Source organism: Kitasatospora sp. NPDC051705, from assembly GCF_044453265.1.
Classification (GTDB): domain Bacteria; phylum Actinomycetota; class Actinomycetes; order Streptomycetales; family Streptomycetaceae; genus Kitasatospora.
The window spans coordinates 92,438-114,121 of record NZ_JBITCO010000021.1 but is presented as its reverse complement, the minus strand read 5'-3'; the positions used below and the strand labels follow the sequence as shown (position 1 = coordinate 114,121).

General features: G+C 73.8%; 16 protein-coding genes. 5 read left to right on the top strand and 11 right to left on the bottom strand.

The genetic code is table 11. The features are described 5' to 3' along the window. Positions 1 to 90: 90 nt before the first annotated feature. Positions 91 to 2,997 (bottom strand): GNAT family N-acetyltransferase, encoded by a 2,907-nt coding sequence (locus tag ACIA8Q_RS24495; RefSeq protein ID WP_396317684.1) that lies wholly within the window; start codon positions 2,995 to 2,997, stop codon positions 91 to 93. A 226-nt stretch (positions 2,998 to 3,223) separates the two neighbouring features. Between ACIA8Q_RS24495 and ACIA8Q_RS24490 the strand changes: the two genes are divergently transcribed. Continuing rightward, positions 3,224 to 3,505, top strand: a complete 282-nt coding sequence (locus ACIA8Q_RS24490) for an HPr family phosphocarrier protein (RefSeq protein ID WP_360212242.1) — start codon at positions 3,224 to 3,226, stop codon at positions 3,503 to 3,505. Positions 3,506 to 3,582: 77 nt separating this feature from the next. On the opposite strand, the gene ACIA8Q_RS24485 is transcribed toward ACIA8Q_RS24490, so the two are convergent. From ACIA8Q_RS24485 to ACIA8Q_RS24475, 3 genes are all read right to left on the bottom strand, one after another. Beyond that, entirely contained in the window at positions 3,583 to 4,776 is a 1,194-nt protein-coding gene (locus ACIA8Q_RS24485; protein WP_396317683.1) for an RtcB family protein, read from the bottom strand. Positions 4,777 to 5,107: 331 nt separating this feature from the next. Beyond that, positions 5,108 to 6,472, bottom strand: coding sequence for a pitrilysin family protein (locus ACIA8Q_RS24480; protein WP_360212337.1), 1,365 nt, complete (start codon positions 6,470 to 6,472; stop codon positions 5,108 to 5,110). A gap of 20 nt (positions 6,473 to 6,492) precedes the next feature. Continuing rightward, complete coding sequence (locus tag ACIA8Q_RS24475; RefSeq protein ID WP_360212246.1) at positions 6,493 to 7,851, bottom strand: pitrilysin family protein; 1,359 nt, start codon at positions 7,849 to 7,851, stop codon at positions 6,493 to 6,495. A 248-nt stretch (positions 7,852 to 8,099) separates the two neighbouring features. Here ACIA8Q_RS24475 and ACIA8Q_RS24470 point away from each other — a divergent pair, with 248 nt between their 5' ends. Then, positions 8,100 to 10,550 (top strand): DNA topoisomerase IV subunit A, encoded by a 2,451-nt coding sequence (locus ACIA8Q_RS24470; RefSeq protein ID WP_360212248.1) that lies wholly within the window; start codon positions 8,100 to 8,102, stop codon positions 10,548 to 10,550. Positions 10,551 to 10,670: 120 nt separating this feature from the next. Continuing rightward, positions 10,671 to 11,573, top strand: a complete 903-nt coding sequence (locus ACIA8Q_RS24465) for a sucrase ferredoxin (RefSeq protein WP_387905774.1) — start codon at positions 10,671 to 10,673, stop codon at positions 11,571 to 11,573. Positions 11,574 to 11,795: 222 nt separating this feature from the next. Here ACIA8Q_RS24465 and ACIA8Q_RS24460 read toward each other — a convergent pair whose 3' ends face one another. Genes ACIA8Q_RS24460 through ACIA8Q_RS24450 form a run of 3 tightly spaced genes read right to left on the bottom strand, consistent with a single transcriptional unit; the run spans position 11,796 to position 14,558 of the window. After that, the gene (locus ACIA8Q_RS24460) at positions 11,796 to 12,860 is read right to left on the bottom strand and encodes an ABC transporter substrate-binding protein (protein ID WP_360212252.1); all 1,065 of its coding nucleotides are present in this window, start codon (positions 12,858 to 12,860) and stop codon (positions 11,796 to 11,798) included. Positions 12,861 to 12,892: 32 nt separating this feature from the next. Next, positions 12,893 to 13,759 carry an ABC transporter permease gene (locus ACIA8Q_RS24455; RefSeq protein ID WP_360212253.1) on the bottom strand — a complete coding sequence of 289 codons (867 nt, stop codon included), beginning with the start codon at positions 13,757 to 13,759 and terminating at the stop codon, positions 12,893 to 12,895. Then, positions 13,749 to 14,558 (bottom strand): ABC transporter ATP-binding protein, encoded by an 810-nt coding sequence (locus tag ACIA8Q_RS24450; protein ID WP_360212255.1) that lies wholly within the window; start codon positions 14,556 to 14,558, stop codon positions 13,749 to 13,751. Before ACIA8Q_RS24450 ends, ACIA8Q_RS24455 begins: the two co-directional genes overlap by 11 nt. Positions 14,559 to 14,856: 298 nt before the next feature. Between ACIA8Q_RS24450 and ACIA8Q_RS24445 the strand changes: the two genes are divergently transcribed. Beyond that, positions 14,857 to 16,452 carry a sensor histidine kinase gene (locus ACIA8Q_RS24445; protein WP_360212257.1) on the top strand — a complete coding sequence of 532 codons (1,596 nt, stop codon included), beginning with the start codon at positions 14,857 to 14,859 and terminating at the stop codon, positions 16,450 to 16,452. Then, positions 16,452 to 17,138 (top strand): response regulator, encoded by a 687-nt coding sequence (locus ACIA8Q_RS24440; RefSeq protein WP_360212259.1) that lies wholly within the window; start codon positions 16,452 to 16,454, stop codon positions 17,136 to 17,138. The genes ACIA8Q_RS24445 and ACIA8Q_RS24440 overlap by 1 nt, the downstream gene beginning before the upstream one ends. Before the next feature lie 123 nt (positions 17,139 to 17,261). Here ACIA8Q_RS24440 and ACIA8Q_RS24435 read toward each other — a convergent pair whose 3' ends face one another. From ACIA8Q_RS24435 to ACIA8Q_RS24420, 4 genes are all read right to left on the bottom strand, one after another. Beyond that, positions 17,262 to 18,965 carry a cation acetate symporter gene (locus ACIA8Q_RS24435; protein ID WP_360212261.1) on the bottom strand — a complete coding sequence of 568 codons (1,704 nt, stop codon included), beginning with the start codon at positions 18,963 to 18,965 and terminating at the stop codon, positions 17,262 to 17,264. Beyond that, positions 18,962 to 19,291 carry a DUF485 domain-containing protein gene (locus ACIA8Q_RS24430; RefSeq protein WP_360212263.1) on the bottom strand — a complete coding sequence of 110 codons (330 nt, stop codon included), beginning with the start codon at positions 19,289 to 19,291 and terminating at the stop codon, positions 18,962 to 18,964. The genes ACIA8Q_RS24435 and ACIA8Q_RS24430 overlap by 4 nt, the downstream gene beginning before the upstream one ends. Positions 19,292 to 19,716: 425 nt before the next feature. Continuing rightward, positions 19,717 to 20,412 carry a response regulator transcription factor gene (locus tag ACIA8Q_RS24425; protein ID WP_360212265.1) on the bottom strand — a complete coding sequence of 232 codons (696 nt, stop codon included), beginning with the start codon at positions 20,410 to 20,412 and terminating at the stop codon, positions 19,717 to 19,719. A gap of 73 nt (positions 20,413 to 20,485) precedes the next feature. Then, positions 20,486 to 21,646 carry a histidine kinase gene (locus ACIA8Q_RS24420; protein ID WP_360212267.1) on the bottom strand — a complete coding sequence of 387 codons (1,161 nt, stop codon included), beginning with the start codon at positions 21,644 to 21,646 and terminating at the stop codon, positions 20,486 to 20,488. Positions 21,647 to 21,684: the final 38 nt, after the last annotated feature.

The following is a 21,684-nucleotide window of genomic DNA, read 5'->3' as shown; positions in this document are numbered from 1 at the left end:
TCCATCCTGGCATGGTCCGCCGACGAAGCGGGCGGCACGGCGCCGAGCTTCGGACAACAGCGCCCGACGGCCGGGCACAACCAAGGAAGGTTACAGGGTGCTCATGGCACGCGGGCCCAGATCGCTGCGGACGGGCAGTGGCGCGAGCCGCACCCGCGCCCCCAGGATCGCCAGCCCGTACGGGGCCACGACCACCGGTTCGAGATCCACCGAGGCGACCTCCGGCACGTCGTCCACCAGCTGCGACACCCGCAGCAGCAGCTCCTCCAGCGCGCCCGTGTCCACCGCCTCCGCCCCCCGCCAGCCGAACAGCAGCGGCGCCGCCCGCACCTCCCGCACCAGCCCCGCCACGTCCTGGTCGGTGGCCGGAACCAGCCGGTGCGCCACGTCGCCCAGCAGCTCCGCCGGCGCCCCGGCCAGGCCGAACGACAGGATCGCGCCGACCGCCGGATCCACCGTGGCACCGATCACGGTGTCCACCCCGCGCGGCGCCAGCCGCTGCACCACCAGCTCCGCCTGCGCCGCGCCGCCCAGCAACGCGTCCAGCTCGCGGTGCGCCCGGCGCAGACCCGGCTCACCGGTCAGGTCCAGCCGCACGCTGCCCAGGTCGGGGCGGTGCCGCAGGTGCGGGGCCGTCGCCTTCAGCGCCACCGGGTAACCGAGCGCCTCCGCCGCCCGCACCGCGGTCTCCTCGTCCGGCGCCGGCAGCGTCGGGGAGACGTCGATGCCGTAGCGGGCCAGCAGCTCACGGGCCCCGACGTCCGGCAGCGTGATCCGGGCACCGCCCGGCTGGGTCCGCGCGGCGATCGCGGTCCGGGTGCTCAACGCCGCCTCGACCAGCGCACGGGCCCCCGGCTCGTCGATCCGGTCCAGCTCCGGCACCCGGGCCGTCTCCTCCGCCACCGCCGTCCGGCGGCGCCACTGCGCGTAGTGCACGGCGTTCGCCAGCGCGCGCACCGCCCGCTCGGGGGCCGCGAACGCCGGGACGCCGCCCGGACGCAGCCGGGCCGGCAGATCCGTCAGCGCCAGGTGCGCCAGCACCAGCGGCTTGCCCAATTCCCGCGCCCGCAGACCGGCTTCGAGCAGCGCGGTGGCGATCTCCGGATCGTCCGAGCCCATCTCCGGGTCGTCCGGGCCGGTCAGCCGACCGCCCATGAACGCGTGCGCGGACGTGCCGATCGGCGGGATCGCCACCGCGATCACCGCGTCCACCGCCGGGTCGCTCAGCGCCACGTCCAGCGCGATCCGGAAGTTCTCGCCGGTCGCCGCGGTGGTCAGGTCCACCGGGGTGCGCGGCCGCAGCCCCGCGCTCAGACAGGCGTCGTACGTCAGCAGTCCCATCGAGTCCGAGTTGCCGACCACCGCCACCCGGTCCCCCGGGGGCAGCGGCTGCAGGCCCAGCAGCTCCCCGGTGTCGTACAGCTCGGTGATCGTCTCCACCCTGATCACGCCTGCCTGCTCGAACAGCGCGTCCACCGTCGCGTCGCGCAGCCCGGTCGCGGTCGCCGGCACCGCGTGGCCCGGCGGCAGGCTGCCCGTGTGCCGGGCCCCCTTCACCACCACAATCGGCTTCACCGCGGCCAGCCGCCGCGCGATCCGGGTGAACTTGCGCGGATTGCCGAAGGACTCCAGGTAGAGCAGCACCACCTCGGTGGCGTCGTCCTCCGCCCAGTACTGCAGGAAGTCGTTGCCGGAGACGTCCGCCCGGTTGCCGACCGAGGCGAACGAGGACACCCCGAGACCGCGCCGGTGGGCGGCCTCCAGCAGCGCCACGCCGATCGCGCCGGACTGGCAGAAGATCCCGAAACCGCCGCGGCCCGGCAGGTGCGGCGCCAGCGAGGCGTTCAACGGGACGGCCGGATCGGTGTTGATCAGGCCGAACGCGTTCGGGCCGACCACCCGCATCCCCGCCGCCCGGGCCTGCCGCACCAGGGCGCGCTGGCGGTCCCGCCCGTCCACCCCGGTCTCCGCGTAGCCGGCGGTCACCACCACCAGGCCCTGCACCCCGTGCGCACCGCACTCCGCGACGGCCGCGGGCACGGCGCCCTCCGGGACGGCGATCACCGCGAGGTCCACCGGGCCGGGGATGTCCAGGACCGAGCGGTGCACCGGGACGCCGTCCAGCACCGTGCCGGGCGGGGCGTTGCGGTTGACCGCGTACACCGGGCGGGGCTGCACCCCGACCTGCTGCTCCCTGCCCTGCTCTGCCCCGGCCTGCTGCTCCCCGGCGTCGGCCCGGTCGGCGGGCTCGGGGGCGGCGGGCTCGGGTTCGAAGGTGCCCAGCAGGTCCCGCAGGATCGCCCGCCCCACCGTCTGCGGATGGCGGGACGCCCCGATCACCGCCACCGACCGCGGCGTCAGCAACCGCTGCACCGACCGCGCCTCCGCGCGGTGCTCGCGGGCCCGCATCACCGCCAACGAGCGGTCGGTCTGCTCCAGGTCGAAGTCCAGGTGCACCACGCCGTCGGCGAAGCTGCGGCGCTGGGTGTAGCCGGCATCGGTGAAGACCTTCACCATCTTCCGGTTCTCCGGCAGCACCTCCGCCTGGAAGCGGCGGATCCCGCGCTCCTGCGCCACCGCGGCGATGTGCTCCAGCAGCGCCGAGGCCACCCCGCGGCCCTGGTGGGCGTCCTGCACCAGGAACGCGACCTCGGCCTCCGTACCGGTGTCGGACGGGCGGCCGTCGGCGTCGATCCGGTCGTAGCGGACGGTGGCGATGAAGTGGTCCCGGATCACCACCGCGAGGCCCACCCGGTTCACGAAGTCGTGGTGGGTGAAGCGGCGGACGTCCTTGTCGGACAGCCGGGGGTAGGGGGCGAAGAAGCGGAAGTACTTGGACTGGTCCGAGACCTGCTCGTAGAACTCCACGAGCCGCCCGGCATCGTCCGGCGTGATCGGCCGGATCCGGGCCGTGCCGCCGTCGCGCAGCAGGATGTCGGCCTCCCAGTGCTGCGGATAGTCCGGTTGCTCGGGGTTCGCCACCGCGGAGTCGTCCACATTCGTCAGGTTATCCGGCAGCGGGCCGAATGGCGCCGGACAGGCGCTCGCGGCAGGGTGGACAGGGCCACTGGCCGGGCCTTATGCCCCGAAAAGAAACAATCACAAGTCCTGAACGCGACGGTTCGCGGGGGCCGGCTGCGTGCAACACTGGTCTAGACAACATGGCCGTCCCCCCGCTCCTCCGAGCACGGCCGTGACCAGCTTCACCGGAAAGGCACGTCTCATGGCCGAGCGCCGCGTCACCATCGGTTGGGCCGAGGGCCTGCACGCCCGTCCCGCCTCGATCTTCGTCCGGGCCGTCACGGCCACCGGCGTGCCGATCACCATCGCCAAGCCCGGCGGCACCCCCGTCAACGCCGCCTCCATGCTCGGCCTGCTCGGCCTGGGCGCCCAGGGCGGCGAGGAGGTCGTCCTCGCCTCCGACGCCGAGAACGCCGACGAGGCCCTCGACCGCCTCGCCAAGCTCGTCCAGGAAGGCCTCGACGAGCTCCCGGCCGCAGCCTGAGCCCACCCCTCGCCCGACAGGGGTGCACCACCACGCGTGGTGCACCCCTGTCGGCGTTGATCAGCTGCCGGCGTTGATCAGCCCTTCACGCAGACGACCTGCTTGAGGTGCGCGACCACCTCGACCAGGTCCTTCTGCTGCTCGATGACCTTCTCGATGTTCTTGTAGGCGCCCGGGATCTCGTCCACCACGCCGCCGTCCTTGCGGCACTCGACGCCCTTGGTCTGTTCGACCAGGTCCGCCGTGCTGAACCGCTTCTTCGCCGCCGTGCGGCTCATCTTGCGGCCGGCGCCGTGCGAGGCGGAGTTGAACGACGCCTCGTTGCCCAGGCCGCGGACGATGTAGGAGCCGGTACCCATCGAGCCCGGGATGATCCCGTAGTCACCGGAACCGGCCCGGATCGCGCCCTTGCGGGTCACCAGCAGGTCGACCCCGTCGTACCGCTCCTCCGCCACGTAGTTGTGGTGGCAGCTGATGACCTCGTCGAAGGCGACCTTCGCCCTGGGGAACTCACGGCGCACGACGTCCTGGAAGAGCGCCATCATCACCGCGCGGTTGTTCTTGGCGTACTCCTGGGCCCAGAAGAGGTCCTGGCGGTACGCGGCCATCTGCGGGGTGTCCGCGATGAAGACGGCGAGGTCCCGGTCGACCAGCCCCTGGTTGTGCGGCAACGCCCGGGCGACGGACATGTGGTGCTCCGCCAGCTCCTTGCCGATGTTGCGCGAACCGGAGTGCAGCATCAACCAGACAGTCCCGTCGTCATCCAGGCACACCTCCGAGAAGTGGTTCCCCGACCCGAGCGTTCCCATCTGCTGCATCGCCCGCTCGCGGCGCCACTTGACCTCCTCCGCCACCCCGTCGAAGCGGTGCCAGAAGTCGTCCCAGCCCGCCGCCCGGAAGCCGTGCAGCTTGGCCGGGTCGACCGGGTCGGTGTGCAGGCCGCGGCCGACCGGGATGGCCTGCTCGATCTTGGAGCGCAGCCGGGACAGGTCGTCCGGGAGGTCCGCGGCGGTGAGCGAGGTCTTCACCGCGCTCATCCCGCAGCCGATGTCGACGCCGACCGCCGCCGGGCAGACCGCGCCCTTCATCGCGATGACGGAGCCGACCGTCGCGCCCTTGCCCAGGTGGACGTCGGGCATCACGGCGAGGCCGTGCAGCCAGGGCAGCGAGCTGATGTTGCGCAGCTGCTGCAGGGCCTGGCCCTCGACCGTGGCCGGATCGGTCCACATCCGGATCGGGACCCGGACGCCGGGGACTTCGGTGTACGACATGGGTGAACGACCTCCAGGGGTCGGGTGGTCACGCGAAGGCGTGGTTCACGTGAAGGGTGGGGTGCCGCGCGAAGGATCCCGGTGCGGCTCGGGGAAGTCAGGGGTGGGGCTCAGCAGCCCTGCGCGGTACGGGGGAGGTACGGCCTTGGGGAGCGTCGTCGTATGGCTCGCTCGACCCGCATGGTGCCGCCTCCCTTCCTCCGTCGCCGTTCGCACGTCTGTGCCGGGGACGATTCACCCACGGAACGGCGTGGGCCCGCAAGGCATTTAACGACGCGACGGGCCCGGTGGAGCGGGTGCTCCACCGGGCCCGTGCGGGAGGCCGGAGGCGTCAGCTGACGACGGTGACCTCGCCGATGCCGAGGGCCCGCACGTCCTCGGCGATGGCGGCGGCGTCGCCGACCAGGACGGTGACGAGGCGGTCCGGCGGGAAGGCGGCGACGACGGCCTCGGTGGCGGCGGCCGTGGGCAGTTCGGCGAGCTGCCGGTAGACCTCGGCCTGGTAGTCGTCGGCCAGGTGCTGCTCGACCTGGTCGGCCAGCGTCCCGGCGACGGAGCCCGCGGTCTCGTACTTCAGCGGCGCCACGCCGACCAGGAACTGCACGGCCTCGTCGCGCTCCGCGTCGGTGAGGCCCTCGGCGGCGAGGAGGCGCAGGATCTTCCAGGTGTCCTCGAGCGCGGGGGCGGTGGAGGCGGTGTCCACCGAGCCGCTGATGGCGAGCAGCGAGCGGCCGCTGCCGTCGGCGGCGGAGCGCAGCGGCTGGGCGAAGGAGCGGACGCCGTAGGTGTAGCCCTTCTCCTCGCGCAGGACGCGGTCGAGGCGGGAGGTGAGGGTGCCGCCGAGGCAGTAGGTGCCGAGGATCTGGGCGGCCCAGACGGGGTCGTGCCGGTCGGGGCCGATGCGGCCGATCAGCAGCTGGGTCTGGACGGAGCCGGGGCGGTCGACGATGACGACGCGGCCGTGGTCGTCGCCGGTGACGGGCGCGTGGACGGAGGCTTCGGCGGCGCTGCCGGTCCAGGTGCCGAGGGTGCTCTCCAGGAGGGCGGGCAGGTCGGTGCCGGTGAGGTCGCCGACCACCACGACGGTGCTGGTGGCGGGGCGCACGTGGGCGTCGTAGAAGGCCTTGACGGCGGCGCGGTCGATGGACTTGACCGTGTCGGCGGTGCCGCTGCGGGGCCGGGAGAGCCGGTCGGCGGCGTCGAAGAGCTCGGCGTAGAGGGCCTTGGCGGCGCGCCGGGCGGGGTTGGCCTGCTCGTGGACGATCTCGTCGAGGCGGTTGGCGACGAGGCGCTCGATCTCGTCCTCGGGGAGGGCGGGGGCGCGCAGGGCGTCGGCGAGCAGGGAGAGGCCGCGCTGCAGTCGGGAGGCGGGGACCTCGAGGGAGACCCGGATGCAGGGGTGGTCGGCGTGGGCGTCGAGGGTGGCGCCGGCGCGCTCGAGCTCGGCGGCGAACTCCTCGGCGCTGAGGGTGTCGGTGCCCTCGTTGAGGGCGCGGGCGAGGATGGCGGCGACGCCGTCGAGGCCCTCGGGTTCGGCGGCGAGCGGGACGTCGAGGAGGACCTCGACGGCGACGAGCTGCTGGCCGGGCCGGTGGCAGTGCAGCACGGTGATGCCGTTGCCGAGGGAGGCGCGCTCGGGGGCGGGGAACGCCCACGGGCTGGGGGTGCCGGGCCGGGGCTGGGGGTGGAAGGTCATCGCGGGGGCGTGGTCGGTGCTCATACGGCGGCACCCTCCTGGGAGGCGTCGGTGGCGGTGTCGTCGTCGGTGTCGTCGGTGTCGTCGGCCGTGGTGGGCTCGTAGACGAGGACGGCCCGGTTGTCGGGGTGGAGCCGGGCCTGGGCGACGGCCTGGACCTCCTCGGCGGTGACGTCGAGGACCTTCGGGAGGGCGTCGTTGAGCAGCTTGGGGTCGCCGAACAGGACGGCGTAGCGGCAGAGTTCGTCGGCGCGGCCGGCGACGGTGGTGAGCCGGTCGAGCCACTCGCGCTCGATCTGGGCCTGGGCGCGCTCGAGTTCGGCGGCGGTGGGGCCCTCGGCGGCGAAGCGGGCGAGCTCCTCGTCGACGGCGGCGTCGATCTGCGCGATGGTGGCGTCGCCGGAGGTCTTGACGTCGAGCCAGCCGAGGCTGGGGGCGCCGGCGAGGCGGAGCAGGCCGAAGCCGGCGGCGACGGCGGTGCGGTCGCGGCGGACGAGCCGGTTGTAGAGGCGGCTGGACTCGCCGCTGCCGAGGATGGTGAGGGCGAGGTCGGCGGCGTCGGCCTCGCGGGTGCCGTCGTGCGGGAGGCGGTAGGCGGCCATCAGCGCGCGGGAGGGGACGTCCTCGTGGACGGGCTCGCGCAGTTCGCGGCCGATCGTGGCGGGGAGTTCCCCGGAGCGCGGGGGCTGCTTGCCGTCGTGGCCGGGGATGCTGCCGAAGTACTTCTCGACCCAGGCGACGGTCTGCTCGGGGTCGATGTCGCCGACGACGGAGAGGACGGCGTTGTTGGGCGCGTAGTAGGTGCGGAAGAACGCGCGGGCGTCCTCGAGGGTGGCGGCGTCGAGGTCGGCCATGGAGCCGATGGGGGTGTGGTGGTACGGGTGGCCGTCGGGGAACGAGAGCGCGGTGAGCTTCTCGAAGGCGGTGCCGTACGGGACGTTGTCGTAGCGCTGGCGGCGCTCGTTCTTGACGACGTCGCGCTGGTTCTCCATGGACGTCTCGTCGAGGGCGACGAGCAGCGAGCCCATGCGGTCGGCCTCCAGCCAGAGGGCGAGCTCCAGCTGGTGGGCGGGCATGGTCTCGAAGTAGTTGGTGCGCTCGAAGCTGGTGGTGCCGTTGAGCGAGCCGCCGGCTCCCTGGACGAGCTCGAAGTGGCCGTTGTTGGACACGTTCGCGGAGCCCTGGAACATCAGGTGCTCGAAGAGGTGGGCGAGGCCGGTGCGGCCCTTGACCTCGTGCCGGGAGCCGACGTCGTACCAGAGGCAGACCGCGGCCACCGGGGTGAGGTGGTCCTCGGAGAGGACGACCCGCAGGCCGTTGGCCAGGCGGTGCTCGGTGATGGCGATGCCTCGGCTGGAGGCGGGGGCCGGGTTGGCCATGCGCTCGGGTCCTTCCCGTCGTCGATGTCGGGGTTGGTGTGGCGTCCCCCATTGTGGTGCAACGCGTGGGAGGCGCGTTTGTGTCCGCGCGGACGGGGCGTTCGCCAGGGGCGGAAGAGGGGCGCTGGCCGGGAGTGTCGGCGGGAGGGTCCACAATGGGGGCGCCGCGCCCTGTTGACGGGGGCCGGCGGATGGACGACAGAGCAGACCGAGACACTGCAAGCGAGACGTAAGGGAGCCCCGCCGCGATGGCCCGCCGCAGTTCGCAGACCCCGCCGCCCGGAGACTTCGAGGAGCGGATCCTCGACGTCGACGTCGTGGACGAGATGCAGGGCTCCTTCCTGGAGTACGCCTACTCGGTGATCTACTCGCGTGCGCTTCCCGACGCGCGGGACGGTCTGAAGCCGGTGCACCGCCGGATCCTGTACCAGGCCAACGAGATGGGCCTGCGTCCGGAGCGCGGGCACGTGAAGTGCGCCCGTCTGGTGGGCGAGGTGATGGGTCGGCTGCACCCGCACGGCGACGCGTCGATCTACGACTCGGTCGTCCGGATGGCGCAGCCGTTCTCGATGCGGTTGCCGCTGATCGACGGGCACGGGAACTTCGGTTCGCTGGGCAACGACGACCCGCCGGCCGCGATGCGGTACACCGAGTCGCGGCTGACGGCCGCGTCGATGGCGATGGTGGAGTCGATCCACGAGGACACCGTCGACTTCGGCCCCAACTACGACGGCAGCGAGCAGGAGCCGCTGGCGCTGCCGGCGGCGTTCCCGAACCTGCTGGTGAACGGCGCGACGGGGATCGCGGTCGGCATGGCGACGAACATGCCGCCGCACAACCTGTCCGAGGTGGTGGCCGCGGCCCGGCACCTGATCAAGCACCCGAACGCGGACCTGGACACGCTGATGCGGTTCGTGCCCGGTCCGGACCTGCCGACGGGCGGGCGGATCGTGGGCCTGTCGGGGATCCGGGACGCGTACGAGTCGGGCCGCGGCACGTTCAAGATCCGGGCGACGACGACGGTGGAGGCGGTGACGGCCCGCCGCAAGGGCATCGTGGTCACCGAGCTGCCGTACAACGTCGGCCCGGAGAAGGTCATCTCGAAGATCAAGGACCTGGTCAACGCGAAGAAGCTGCAGGGCATCGCGGACGTCAAGGACCTGACCGACCGCGAGCACGGGCTGCGGCTGGTGATCGAGGTGAAGAACGGCTTCGTGCCGGAGGCGCTGCTGGAGCAGCTGTACAAGCTGACGCCGATGGAGGAGACCTTCGGCATCAACAACGTGGCGCTGGTCGACGGCCAGCCGCTGACGCTGGGTCTGAAGGAGCTGCTGGAGGTCTACGTCGACCACCGCTTCACGGTGGTGCGCCGGCGCAGCGACTTCCGCCGCCGCAAGCGGGAGGAGCGGCTGCACCTGGTCGAGGGCCTGCTGGTGGCGCTGCTCGACATCGACGAGGTCATCGCGATCATCCGGTCGAGTGACAACGCGGCGCAGGCGAAGGAGCGCCTGATGGAGCGCTTCTCGCTGTCGGACACGCAGACGGCGTACATCCTGGACACCCCGCTGCGCCGGCTGACCCGCTTCGACCGGGTGGAGCTGGAGCAGGAGAAGGCGAAGCTGAACGCGGAGATCGCGGAGCTGACGGAGATCCTGGAGTCGGACACCCGGCTGCGCAGCGTGGTCTCCTCCGAACTGGGCGCGGTGGCCAAGCAGTTCGGGACGGAGCGGCGCACGGTGCTGCTGGAGGCCGGTGCGGTGCCGTCGGCGGCGCTGTCGGTGCCGCTGGAGGTGGCGGACGATCCGTGCCGGGTCCTGCTGTCGTCGACGGGCCTGCTGGCGCGGACGGCGGACGGCGAGCCGTTCGAGCTGTCGGAGTCGCGTGCGAAGCACGACGTGATCGTGTCGGCGGTGCCGGCGACGGCGCGGGCGGACGTGGGCGTGGTCACGTCGGCGGGCCGGGTGCTGCGGCTTCCGGTGATCGACCTGCCGGCGCTGCCGCCGACTCCGTCGCCGACGCTGGCCGGCGGTGCGGCGGTGGGCGAGTTCCTGCGGCTGGAGGCCGGGGAGCGGGTGCTGGCGCTGACCACGCTGGACGAGTCCTCGCCCGGGCTGGCGCTGGGCACGGTGCAGGGCGTGGTGAAGCGGGTGGTGCCGGAGTGGCCGGCGAACAAGGACGAGTTCGAGGTGATCGCCCTCAAGGAGGGTGACGAGCTGGTGGGCGCGGTCGAGCTGCGCACCGGCGACGAGGACCTGGTGTTCATCACCTCGGACGCGCAGTTGCTGCGCTACCCGGCGGGGCAGGTCCGTCCGCAGGGCCGCCCGGCGGGCGGCATGGCGGGCATCAAGCTGTCGGACGGGGCGCGGGTGCTGTCGTTCACGGCGGTGGATCCGGCTTCGGACGCGGTGGTGGTGTCGGTCGCGGGGGCGTCGGGGACGCTCTCCGGCGGCGAGCAGACGTCGTGGAAGGTGACGCCGTTCGAGCAGTACCCGCGCAAGGGCCGGGCGACGGGCGGCGTGCGCTGCCAGCGCTTCCTGCGCGGCGAGGACGCGCTGACCTTCGCCTGGGCGGGGGCGGCCCCGGCCCGGGCGGCCACCGACAAGGGGGCGCCGGTGGGCCTGCCGGAGCGCGACCCGCGCCGGGACGGTTCGGGTACGCCGGTGACGGGCGCGATCGCGGTGGTGGCCGGCCCGGCGTAGCGTCCGAGCCGCGCCGGAGCAGGGCCGGCCCGGCCTCTCCGGAGCAGGGCCCGGTCGATCCGGAGGGGGTGCCCGAGTGGGCGCCCCCTCCGGCGTTTTGGTGAGGGTAGCCTTGCCCGGGTGAGCACCTGTGCGACCGTGTCGCGTGAACTGTCGGAGCCGCTGACCGCCACGGCGGCGGTGGCGGCCACCTGGTTGCTGGTGGAGCAGAACGGGCCCTGGGGCGCGAAGGCGCTCGGGGAGAGCCACCTGGATCCGCGGGTGGGCCGGGCGCTGGAGGCGGCCGCGGCGGGCACCGGGGTGCGGGTGGCGCTGGTCCGGCGGCCGGGCCGGCACGCGGACTGCCTGCCGACGGCGCGCCGCGAGGTGATCGTGGCGCACACGGTGCCGGGTCGCGGCTGGGTGCGCCGGGCCGGGGTGGCGGATCCGGAGGAGCTGCTGGGGCTGGACTTCGCGGCGCTGGGCGTGGGTGACCACGGCGGTTTCGGGGCGGAGCACGTCGGCGGCCCGGTGGCGCTGGTGTGCACCAACGGGCGGCGGGACCGCTGCTGCGCGCTGCTGGGCCGCCCGTTGGCGGCGGAGCTGGCGGCGGCCGGGCACAGCGAGGTGTGGGAGGTGACGCACCTCGGCGGGCACCGCTTCTCCCCCACGATGCTGGTGCTGCCGTACGGGTACGCGTACGGGCGGCTGACGGCGGAGACCGCCAAGGAGGTGCTGGCGGCGACGGCGGCCGGGCACATGGTGCCGGAGTGGTCGCGGGGCTGTTCGGGCTGGGACCGTCCGGGCCAGGCGGCCGAGCACGCGGTGCGGCTGGCGACCGGGGAGACGAGGGTGGACGCACTGACGCTGGTGCAGCGGCCGGACGGCGACGGCCGCTGGCTGGTCGCGGTGATGCACGGGGACGGCCGAGCCTGGGAGGTGGACGTCCTGGAGGGGGCGAGCGAGCCGCCGCGTCCGGAGAGCTGCGGCAAGGCCGCCGGGTCGCCGTCGCGGATGGACGTGCTGTCGGTCCGGGGGCTCTGAACCGGGGTCGCCGCCGGTCCGTGGGCCCGCGGCACGGCCCCGGACCACACAGCACCGGACTGCGGGGCCCCGGACCACGGGCGCCCGATACGCCGCACCGGGCGCACCGGCCCGGGACGCGGCGCGGCCCCGCGCCCGTGGGGGTGGGCGCGGGACCGTGGCGCGTGGACGGCCCCCGGCCTGCTGTCCACGGGGTGCCGGGGCCGTCACGTACCGGTCGGGTCAGCCGGTGGCGGCCTTTCCGACGAACTCGGTGGTGTACGTGCGGGCGAGGTCGATGGTGCCCTCCTTGCCCTTGACGTCCGGGTGGAAGGCCGCGAGCACGGCGAGGACGGTCTTCGGGCCGTCGGCGGGCATGACGCCGTCGGTGGTGAACATCGGCAGGGTGGCCTTGATGGCGGCCGCGTACTGCTCGGCGCCGCCCTGCGCGTAGTCCGCGGGCATCTTCGCGGCGATCTCCTCGGGGCTGTGGCCGGACATCCACCGCAGGGTCCGGACGAAGGCGTCGGCGAGCTTCTGGGTGGTGCCCTTGTTCTTCTCCACCCAGTCGGTGTTCATGTAGAGCGACGAGGAGGGGTAGAGGCCGCCGAGCGCCTGGCGGGAGCCCTCGGGGGTGCGCATGTCGTAGAGGACCTTGCCGAGGCCCTTGTCGAGGATGGTGGCGACGGTCGGGTCGGTGGTCATCCCGGCGTCGATGCTGCCCTGCTGGAGCGCGGCGATGAAGGTCTGGCCGGCGCCGACGGCGATCGGGCTGAAGTCGCTGACGGCGGCGCCGTTCTTGACGGCGAGGTACTTGGTGAGGAAGTCCGTGGAGGAGCCGATGCTGGTGACGCCGAGCTTGCGGCCCTTGAAGTCGGCGCCGGACCTGATGGCGTCGGCCTGCTTCGTGGAGACGATCTCGACCTCGCCGGGGGCCTGCGAGAACTGCACGACGGACTCGACGATCTTGCCCTTGGCCTGCAGGTCGATGGTGTGGTCGTAGAAGCCGACGGCGCCCTGGACGTCGCCGGCGAGCAGGGCGGTGGTGGCGTTGACGCCGGCGGGCTCGCTCATCAGCTCGACGTTGACGCCGGCGTCGGCGAAGTAGCCGAGCCGCTGGGTGAGCATCGCGGGCAGGTAGATGACCTTGTCGAGGCCACCCACCATGATCTTGACCTTGGGTCCGTCGACCTGCCGGTCGGCCGGTGCGGCGGCGGCGCCGTGGGTGGAGGTGGCGGCGTCGTTGGCGCAGGCGGTGAGCGGCAGGAGGAGCGCGGCGGCGAGGGCGAGGGCGGTGGATCTGCGCATGGGTGGGGGTGCCTCTCTGGGGTGGGAGGGGGTCAGCGGCCGTCGCCCGCGTCGGCGGGCTTCCAGCGGAAGAGCTTCTTCTCGGCGAAGGTCAGCAGGCCCTCGGTGAGCAGCGCGACGACGGCGAGGATGGTCATCGCGGCGTAGACGCCGGCCGCGTTGAAGGTGCCCTGGGCGGCGGCGACGAGCAGTCCGAGGCCCTTGGTGGCACCGATGTACTCGCCGACGATGGCGCCGATGAGGGCGAAGCCGAAGCTGACGTGCAGGCTGGTGAAGATCCAGGTGGTGGCGGCGGGGATGACCACCTGGAGGGTGACCCTGCGGTTGTCGGCGCCGAGGATGCGGGCGTTGGCGACGAGGTTGCGGTCCACCTCGCGGGCGCCCTGGAAGGCGTTGAAGAACACCGGGAAGAACACCAGGACCACGGCGGAGGCGACCTTGGAGGCCGGGCCGAGGCCGAACCAGATCAGGAAGATCGGGGCGAGCACGATGCGCGGGATGGCGTTGAGCACCTTGATGTAGGGCCCGAACACGTCGGCCAGGAAGCGGATCCGGCCGAGCGCGATGCCGAGCAGCACGCCGCCGGTCACGCCGATCACCCAGCCGGTGAGGGCCTCGTAGAGGGTGTAGCCGATCTGCTCGCCGAGCGAGCCCTGCGCGGTGCCGTGGGTGACCCACTGCCAGATCTGGTCCCAGATCCTCGACGGCTGCGAGAAGTTGAAGGGGTCGATGACGTCGGTGCGGGCGCACAGCTCCCAGAGACCGAGGAAGGCGACGAGGACCGCGATGCGGGCGCCGTACACGGTGAGTCTGCGGTTGCGGGCGGCCCGTTCGCGGGCCTCGGTCCTGGTGGTGACGGCCGGGGCGGTGGCGGCGGCCGGTGCGGTCTCAAGCGGCACGACCCGCTCCTCTCTCCCTGGTGATGCGCACCTCTTCGCCGAGCGAGGCCCAGATCTCGCGGTACAGCTCGACGAACCTCGGCTCCAGCCGGACCGCCTCGACGGTGCGCGGCCGCGGCAGGTCGACGGTGAAGACCTCCTTGACGGTGGCCGGTCCGGCGGTCATGACGACGACCCGGTCGGCGAGCGCGATCGCCTCGTCCAGGTCGTGGGTGACGAAGACGACGGAGGAGCCCGTCCCGGCCCACAGCTCCAGCAGCTGGTCGGACATCAGGGCGCGGGTCTGCACGTCGAGGGCGGAGAACGGCTCGTCCATCAGCAGGATGGCCGGGTCGTTGACGAAGGTCTGGGCGAGCGCCACGCGCTTGCGCATGCCGCCGGACAGCTGGTGCGGGTAGCGGTCCTCGAAGGCGGCGAGGCCGACCCGGCCGAGCCAGTCCCGGGCCCGTTCCCTGGCCTCGGCGGCGGGCACCCCGCGGAAGCGCGGCCCGGCCATCACGTTGGACAGGACGGTGCGCCAGGGGAAGACGGCGTCCTGCTGGAAGACGAAGCCCACCTTGGGGTCGATCCCGCGGACGGGCTCGCCGTGGACCCGGACCTCCCCCTCGGTGGGCTCCTCCAGGCCGCTGACCAGGGTCAGCGTGGTGGACTTCCCGCAGCCGGTGGGCCCGACGACGGCGACGAACTCGCCCTGGGCGACGGTCAGATCGAGATCGTGGACGGCGGTGTGCAGGGCCCCGGAAGGGGTGCGGAACCGTTTCGTCGCGCCGGTCAGCTCGATCGCCGGGGTGTTGCTCATGTTTCCTCCCGGGTCTGTGCTTGCCCCAGGACGGTAGGAGCGGGCCCGGCCCCGGCGGGAGGCTTCTCGGCGTACTGCGGTTTCTCCGCATTGAGGGGTGTTCTGCTCGTTTTGCTTGCGCTACAACTGCGGGGACGCGGCTGACAGAAACAGGCCGGAAACATAGGGTGTCCCAACCCCCCACCCGGCCGGACCGCCCCGGCCGACCCGCTGCCCCGCCGCCGACCCGCCCGATCCGCCCTGCCGAACGACCCGCCGACGCACCGACCCGCTGCCCCGCCGCCGAGAGGAGGCCCGGATGAAGCTGCCCCACTGGCCCCGCCGGGTCTTCGCACAACTGCTGCTGAGCCAGACCGTCGTCACCGTCGGTGTCACCGCGGTGACCGCCGGGCTGTTCCTGGCCCCGGTCAGCAGCGAGCTGGACCACGACGCGATGCAGCGGGCGCTGTCGATCGCCCAGGCCACCGCCACCCACGAGGTGATCGCACGGGCCGCCGACGCCCGGGACTCGGCGACCGCGCAGCGCAACGCCGAACAGATCCGGCTGGCCACCGGCGCCAGCTTCGTGGTGGTCACCGACCTGGAGGGCATCCGGCTCTCGCACACCGACCCGGACCGGATCGGCCAGCGGGTCAGCACCGACCCGGAGCCGGCGCTCAGCGGGCGCAGCGTCACCGCGATCCAGCAGGGCACCCTGGGCCGCACCGCCCGCGGCAAGGTGCCGCTGCGGGTCGCGGACGGCCGGATCGTCGGCGAGGTGTCGGTGGGCATCAGCGACGACTCGATCCGCCGCCGGCTGCTGAAGATGCTCACCGGGATCCTGCTGTGCGCGGGGGCCGGCCTGGCCGCCGGGACGGTCGCGACGCTGGCGCTGGCCCGACGGCTGAAGCGGCGCACCCACAACATCGCGCTGGCCGACATCTCGGCGCTGCTGGTGGAGCGGGAGGCGATGCTGCACGGCATCCGCGAGGGCATGGTGGCGCTGGACGAGCGCGGGCGGATCCGGCTGGCGAACGACGAGGCGGTGCGGTTGCTCGGCCTGCCCGCGGACTGCACCGGCCGGCCGATCGACGCGGTGCTGCCGCCGGGCCGGCTGGCGGACGTGCTGGCCGGGCGGATCACCGGCACCGACCTGCCGGCCGTCCGGGACGACCGGGTGCTGGTGGTGAACCGGACGACCACGGCCGAGCGCGGCGCGGTGGTGACGCTGCGCGACCGCACCGAGCTGGAGTCGCTGGTCCGCGAGCTGGACACCACCCGTAGCCTGACCGAGGCGCTGCGGGCGCAGGACCACGAGCACGCCAACCGGATGCACACCCTGCTGGGCCTGCTGGAGCTGGGCCGCCACGAGCAGGCGGTGGCGTTCATCTCGGAGCAGTCGGGTTCGCACGCGGCGGTGGCCGCGCGGATCGCCGAACAGGTGCAGGACCCGCACGCGGCGGCGCTGCTGGCGGGCAAGTCGGCGGTGGCGGGCGAGCGCGGAGTGCGGCTGGTGCTGGCCCCGGCGGCGCACCTGCCGGACGCGGTGGTGGACGCGCGGGCGCTGGTGACGGTGCTCGGCAACCTGATCGACAACGCGGTGGACGCGGTGGCGCCGGGCGGGGGCGGCCGGGTGGAGGTGACGCTGGCGGCGGCCGGCTCCACGCTGCTGCTGCAGGTCGCGGACAGCGGCCCGGGGGTGCCGGAGGAGCTGCGCGAGCAGGTCTTCGAGGAGGGGTGGACCAGCAAGGACGCACCCGCGCACCGTCCGCGCGGGCTGGGCCTGGCGATGGTGCGGCGGCTGGTCGAACGGACCGGCGGCCGGATCGTGCTCGACGCGGGGCCGCTCGGCGGCGCCCGGTTCACCGTCGAGCTGCCCGAGGCCCTGCTCACCACTCAGCTCGTGGAGGCGTGATGATCGACGTACTCGTGGTGGACGACGACTTCCGGGTCGCGGACGTGCACGCCGCCTACGTGGCCAGGGTGCCGGGCTTCCGGGTCACCGGCACCGCCCACTCGGCCGGGGAGGCGCTGGCCGCCCTGGAACGCCGCCCGGTGGACCTGCTGCTGCTCGACCACCACCTGCCGGACGAGACCGGCCTGGCCCTGGTGCGCCGGCTGCGGGAGCGGCAGGTGGCCTGCGACGTGATGATGGTGACGGCCGCCCGGGACGTGTCCACGGTGCACGCCGCGATGCAGCACGGCGCCCTGCAGTACCTGGTCAAGCCGTTCACCTTCGCCGGCCTGCGGGACAAGCTGGTCGCGTACGCGCAGCTGCGGCACGCGCTGGCCGCGCCGGCCCGGGAGGCGGGCCAGGACGAGGTGGACCGGCTGTTCGCGACCCTGCGCAGCGCGGCCTCCCCGGCCGGCCCGTTGCCGAAGGGCCATTCGGCGCCCACCACCGACCTGGTGCTGGGGGTGCTGCGGCAGGCGGGCCGGCCGCTGTCGGCGCAGGAGGTCGCGGAGGCCACCGGGCTGAGCCGCTCGACCGCGCAGCGCTACCTCAAGCAGCTGGAGCGGGACGCCCGGCTGCGGCTCACCCTGCGCTACGGCGACACCGGCCGGCCCGAGCACCGCTACGGCCTGGCCGCCCGACGGTGAACGGGCCCTGCCACCGGTGAACGGACCCGACCGTCCGGCGGTGAACGACGCCGGCCGCCCGGCGGCGGACAGGGGGGAACCCCGGCGGCCCCAGGCCCGCCGGGGTTCCCCGGGACGCGGCGCTCAGGCCGCGCCCGCACCGGTGAGGGCACGCACCTCCAGCTCGGCAAAGCGGTCCGCGTCGGCGGGTTCGGGCGAGGTGAGCGTCCCGATCCAGCCGGCCAGGAAGCCGAGCGGGATGGAGACGATGCCGGGGTTCTCCAGCGGGAACCAGTGGAAGTCCACGCCGGGGAAGAGCGCCACCTTGGTGCCGGACACCACCGGGGAGAACAGCACCAGCACGATCGCCGGGACGAGCCCGCCGTACACCGACCAGACCGCGCCGCGGGCAGTGAACCTCGACCAGAACAGGCTGTAGAGCAGCACCGGCAGGTTGGCGGAGGCCGCCACCGCGAAGGCCAGGCCGACCAGGAAGGCGACGTTCAGCTGCTGGGCGAAGAGGCTGATCGCGATGGCCGCGGCACCGATCCCGACGGCCGCGATCCGGGCCACCCCGACCTCCTGGTCGGTGGCCAGGTCGGTGGCCCCGTCACCGGCCGGCCCGGCGCCGGGCCGGGACGCCGGCACGGCCCCGCGCCGCAGCAGGGACCGGCGGCGCGGGCGGCCGCGCCAGGCGCCGGCCCAGATGTCGTGGGCGAAGGCCGCCGAGGAGGCCAGGGTGAGCCCGGCGACCACGGCGAGGATGGTGGCGAAGGCGATCGCCGAGATCAGGGCGAACAGCACGACCCCGCCGGTGCTGCCGTTGCCGCCGCCCAGCACCAGGGCGAGCAGCGGGACGGCGGTGTTCCCGGCCGAGTTGGCGTGCCGGACCTCGGCCGAGCCCACCAGCGCGGTCGCACCCAGGCCCAGGGCGATGGCCATCAGGTAGAAGCCGCCGACCAGGCCGATCGCCCACATCGTGGAGCGGCGGGCGGCCCGTGCGGTGGGCACGGTGTAGAAGCGGGACAGGATGTGCGGCAGCCCGGCGGTGCCGAGCACCAGGGCGAGTCCCAGGCTGAAGAAGTCGAGCCGGCTGGTGAAGGTGGCACCGTACTTGAGACCGGGTTCGAGGTAGCGGTGCCCGGCCCCGCTGTGCTGGGCGGCCTGGCGCATCAGCTCGCCCACGTCGCCGTGGAAGCGGACCATCAGCAGCACGGTGAGCAGCACCGAGCCGGCGATCAGCAGGACGGCCTTGACGATCTGGATCCAGGTGGTGGCCCGCATCCCGCCGACCGTGACGTAGACGATCATCAGGGCGCCGACGGCGACGATGGTCCAGGTCCGGGCGTGCGGGCTGCTGGTGCCGAGCAGCAGGGCGACCAGCGAGCCCGCGCCGACCATCTGGGCGACCAGGTAGAGCAGGGTGACGACGACGCTGGCGCCGCCGGCCGCGGCCCGCACCTTGCGGCGGCGCAGCCGCAGTGCGAGCACGTCGGCGAGGGTGTACCGGCCGGCGTTGCGGACGAGTTCGGCGACCAGCATCAGCACCACCAGCCAGGCGACCAGGAAGCCGATGCTGTAGAGCACGCCGTCGTAGCCGTACAGCGCGATCAGTCCGGCGACGCCGAGGAAGGAGGCCGCGGAGAGGTAGTCGCCGGAGAGCGCGAAGCCGTTCTGCAGCGGGGTGAAGTCGCGGCCGCCGGCGTAGAAGTCCTCGGCGGCGCCGCCCTTGCGGCCGACCCAGAGGGTGATCGCCAGGGTGACCAGGACGATGACCGCGAACAGCGCGATGGCGAGGTCGTGGTGGTCGCCGGTGGGGGCGACGGGGGGCGGGGTGGCGGTCGTCATCGCAGCTGGTCCTGGGTGTCCCAGCGCAGGCCCAGGGCGGCGCGGTCGCGCTTGGTCCGGGCGTTGCGGGCGTAGAGCCAGGTGAGCACGAAGGTGGTGGCGAACTGCAGCAGGCCGAGCAGCCAGGCCACGTTGACCGGGCCGGCCACCTGGCTGCGCATCACGCCGGGAGCGGCGGCCTGGGCGGCGACGTACATCAGGTACCAGGAGAGGAAGGCGCCGCTGACCGGGAAGACGAAGCCCCGGTGGCTGCGGCGGATGTCCTGGAAGGCGGCGCTGCGCTGGACGGCCCGGTACACCTCGGTGCTGTCGGTGGTGGTGGCCACGGCGCGGGAGGGCTGCGGCGCTTCGACCGGCCCGGCACCGGACGGCCCGGCGCCCGACGACCCGGCGGCGGTGGACGGCCCGGCGCCCGACGGCCCGGCGGCCGGGGCTGCGGCCGGGGGTACCGCCGGGGCCGGCGGGACCTCCCGTGCGGGGGTCGGCCGAACGGGTACCGCCGACTGGCCGGGTACCGCCGGTCGGCCGGGTGCCGCCGTCCGGTCGGAGGCGGTGGCGGCAGCCGGAGCGGCCCACCAGTCGAATCGCTGCCCCTGCCCGGGACTGCTGGTCTGCTGCTGTGGCACTGCTGCTCCTGGACCGGCGGGCACTCTGACCCGAACCATCATGGGGGCCGCCGGGCAGCGCCTCTGACCATTGCAGATACGTTCACTCGATGAGGTGATCGATGATCCGACAGACACTCATCCGACTACTGCTGCGTACCGGTGATCCCGTGTCGGAACGCGTACGCGACGGCCTGCGCCCGGTCCCGCACCGCGGTCTTCGCGAACAGGTTGTTGATGTGCGTCTTCACGGTGGCCTGGCTGACGAACAGCCGCTGGGCGATCTCGGCGTTGGAGAGCCCGTCGGCGATCAGGGCGAGCACCTCGGCCTCCCGGGCGGTCAGCCCGTCCGGCAGCGCCCCGCGTCGGCCGACCGGCTCCCGGGGCGTCGGCGTCGGCGCCCCGGGGTGCTCCGAAAGCCTTTCCAGCAAACGGAGTTGGATCTGCGGCGAGAGTCCGGCCGCGCCCGAGCGGACGTCCGCGATGGCCCGGGCGATCTCCTCGCCGCCGGCGTCCTTGGTGAGGTAGCCGCGCGCCCCGGCCTGCAGCGCCGGGAACAGCGAGTCGTCGTCGGCGTAGGTGGTGAGCACCACCACCTCGGTCTCCGGGTGCGCGGTCCGGATCCGCCTGGTCGCCTCGACGCCGTCACAGCGGGGCATCCGCAGGTCCATCAGCACCACGTCCGGGTGATGCCGCTCCACCAGGGCGACGGCCTCCTCGCCGTCCGCCGCCGCGCCGACCACCTCGATGCCGGGCAGCAGCCCGAGCAGCATCACGATGCCCTCGCGCACCACCGTCTGGTCGTCCGCCACCAGCACCCTGGTCGTCCCCGTGCCGCTCATCCGCCCGTCCCGCCGCATCCCGTCGCCGCCCCGCGGCGCCCACGCCCTCCGCGGGCCGACCCGCCCCGCCCGCTCACCCCGGCACCCGCAGCTGCACGCGCCACCCTCCGTCCTCGGGGCCCGCCAGCAGGGTGCCGCCGAGCAGTTCCGCGCGTTCGCGCATCCCCAGCAGACCGTACCCGCCGCCGCTGGCCGCGAGCCCTCCGGGCGTCTCGCCGCGCGGGGCCCTGGAGTTGCGCACCTCCAGCTCCACGGCGTCCGCCAGGTAGCGCAGTTCGACGGAGCACCGGGCGCCGGGCGCGTGCTTGCGGACGTTGGTCACCGCCTCCTGCGCGGTGCGCCGCACGGCGAGGGCCGGTTCCGCGGCGAGCGGCCGGGGGCTGCCGGTGACGGTCAGCGCGGCGCGCTCCCGCTCGGTCAGCTCCACCAGGAACTCCCCGACCGGGGTGAACTCGCCGCGCAGCGCCGACAGCGCCTGCCTGGTCTCGGCCAGCCCGTCCTGGGCCATCCGCCGCGCGGCGACGACCCGTTCGCGGACCTGCTCGCGGTCGGTGCCCGCGTCCAGCATCAGCCGGGCCGCCTCCAGGTGGACGAGCTGCGCGGACAGGCTGTGGGCGAGCACGTCGTGGATCTCCCGGGCGATCCTGGCCCGTTCGGCGAGCGCGGCGCTCTCCGTCTCGGCGGCCCGGGCGGCGCGCTCCTGGACCAGCAGCCGGCGGGCGGTGCCACGCGCCTCGAGGTCCAGCCGCATCAGGTAGCCCAGCATGACCAGCCCTCCGACGGTCGCGATGATGCTCAGCCAGCTCGCCCAGCTGACGGCGGTGTACGAGCCGAGCGCGGCGGCGGCGACGAGGACCGCGGGCGCGGGCGGCAGCCGGACCAGCGCGGTCACGGCGAGCCCGTACCAGAGCACGTCGGCGAGCAGGATGGCCCCGCCCCAGTTCGCCAGCCAGGCCGCGCCGACGACCGCCGCGGACAGGGCGAACGCGGGCACCGGGTGCTGCTCCCGGCTGGCGTGCAGGTAGCCGGCGCTGAGGCCGACGGCGGCGGCCAGCCCGGCCACCGCCACCACCACCGCCCAGCCCGCGTACCTGCCGTCGGCGAAGGTCCCCCAGCAGACGGTGATCAGCAGGACGGCCCGGCCGAGCCCGGTGAGCAGCCGGCGCGGTCCGCTCTCGGCGTCGCGCTCCAGCCCCTCGCGGGACGGCCAGCGGGTCCAGTACCACCCGGCCACGGGTTCCTCCTCGGAGCTCGGTGCGGTCGGTCAGCGGT

Excerpts from the sequence above, each read along its gene's own strand:
- ACIA8Q_RS24425 (WP_360212265.1), bottom strand. The coding sequence starts at position 20,412 with ATGAGCGGCACGGGGACGACCAGGGTGCTGGTGGCGGACGACCAGACG.
- ACIA8Q_RS24460 (WP_360212252.1), bottom strand. The coding sequence starts at position 12,860 with ATGCGCAGATCCACCGCCCTCGCCCTCGCCGCCGCGCTCCTCCTGCCG.
- ACIA8Q_RS24435 (WP_360212261.1), bottom strand. The coding sequence starts at position 18,965 with ATGACGACCGCCACCCCGCCCCCCGTCGCCCCCACCGGCGACCACCAC.
- ACIA8Q_RS24490 (WP_360212242.1), top strand. The coding sequence starts at position 3,224 with ATGGCCGAGCGCCGCGTCACCATCGGTTGGGCCGAGGGCCTGCACGCC.
- ACIA8Q_RS24450 (WP_360212255.1), bottom strand. The coding sequence starts at position 14,558 with ATGAGCAACACCCCGGCGATCGAGCTGACCGGCGCGACGAAACGGTTC.
- ACIA8Q_RS24470 (WP_360212248.1), top strand. The coding sequence starts at position 8,100 with ATGGCCCGCCGCAGTTCGCAGACCCCGCCGCCCGGAGACTTCGAGGAG.
- ACIA8Q_RS24440 (WP_360212259.1), top strand. The coding sequence starts at position 16,452 with ATGATCGACGTACTCGTGGTGGACGACGACTTCCGGGTCGCGGACGTG.
- ACIA8Q_RS24485 (WP_396317683.1), bottom strand. The coding sequence starts at position 4,776 with ATGTCGTACACCGAAGTCCCCGGCGTCCGGGTCCCGATCCGGATGTGG.
- ACIA8Q_RS24480 (WP_360212337.1), bottom strand. The coding sequence starts at position 6,472 with ATGACCTTCCACCCCCAGCCCCGGCCCGGCACCCCCAGCCCGTGGGCG.
- ACIA8Q_RS24445 (WP_360212257.1), top strand. The coding sequence starts at position 14,857 with ATGAAGCTGCCCCACTGGCCCCGCCGGGTCTTCGCACAACTGCTGCTG.
- ACIA8Q_RS24475 (WP_360212246.1), bottom strand. The coding sequence starts at position 7,851 with ATGGCCAACCCGGCCCCCGCCTCCAGCCGAGGCATCGCCATCACCGAG.